The sequence below is a fragment of the Pedobacter sp. 01N416 genome (assembly GCF_056399685.1).
In genome coordinates this window covers 1-1,349 of the sequence record NZ_JBFTRT010000867.1, presented here as the reverse complement: position 1 = coordinate 1,349, position 1,349 = coordinate 1, and the positions used below count along the sequence as shown (strand labels likewise).

General features: G+C 39.0%; 1 protein-coding gene. It reads right to left on the bottom strand.

From position 1 onward, the window contains the following. Positions 1 to 1,349 (bottom strand): T9SS outer membrane translocon Sov/SprA (gene sov, locus AC1DND_RS27980; protein WP_477586133.1); only part of this gene is annotated, 1,349 nt, incomplete at both ends.

Genomic DNA, 1,349 nt, shown 5'->3' with positions numbered 1-1,349 from the left:
GCCATAAACTGATTAAACAGACCCGAAATCACCGTTGAGTTATTTTCTTTGAAAGCTGTACCCAAAGCAATATACGATACGCTATAATCGCCCGTGGTAATGGCACTTAAGTTTTCGAACGATGATACACTGGCTACATACCTGAAATTGGTAGAAAAGTTTCTTGTTTGCGCCTTATTGGCCTTTAGCGTAATCCGTAAATCTTTAAATGGCTCTACCTGCCCGGTAAGCTGAAAATCTTCTCTGAGTGTGTTTACATATAACTGATTCTGCAAGGTATCGGTGGTGAGCCATCCATTGTTTAAGGCCATATCACGAATATCGCGCTGACTGCCGAAAGCAAAGYCCAAACCTGGTGCACCCGTTACATTATCGATACCAAAATACTTAGTGGTTGGCAGATAGCCTGGCAAGAAAATACCTTTGGTTTGTACAAAGCTGGCATTAACGTTTTTTACACTCGTTAATAGATTAATAAAAAATGTCTTAGCACCACTTCCTTCCTGGTCGTTGCCCGCCTYTCTGATAAAACCAAACTTATTGTATAAAGTAGTTAGGTTTAAGGTTGGGTTTACCTGTACCGTTCTGCTGTTCTGTACCGTATTACCCAAATTAATATTCGGATCACGTAAAGTAGAAAGCGGCTCAGTTTGCCAGTTAAAGTTGGTACCATAACGGGTTTTAACGGTAATCCAGTTTAGTCCCGGTATTTTATCAATTGGCAGGTTATAGGTAACGTTTAAATTATGGTTATAATCGGTTGTACGCCCTAAACGTTTTAAGTTTTGCCAAACGGTATCGCGTTTTAAACCGTCAAGTCTTCCATCCGGTTCATCAATGATCGAATAATTTGTGGCATTAAAATCTAACTGTAACGAACGGGTAAGGTTCCAGGCTACACCATAAATCCTACTCATGGTGAAGTTTTTGTTAAAGGTGGTACCATAACCACTCTGGTAAACCCCGATGGTATTATTCGGATCGTTATTCCGTAAGGTATTTTCTGAATATAAACGGTCTACATCAATCCTGAAATTAATGGCACTTGGGAAAATACTGAAGTTAAAATCCTTCAATAAAGCCAGCATGTTTGATTTAATAATCTTTTCAAACGGCGCTATTGTTTTGGCTTCTTTAGAATAACTGTACTGTAACGATGCCCTATAGGTATTCTGAATACTGCTCTGATTAATAAAATCGCGATGATTATATTGGGTATAAGCATAACTTGCCGCGAAATTCTCAATATCCCAAAGGCGGACAGGTTTACTGTTATTGGTCCGTTCTTTTCTAACGTTGGTGAAGTTTATGCCTCTTCTAACGGTATAATCCTGCGCAAAGTTTAAAAT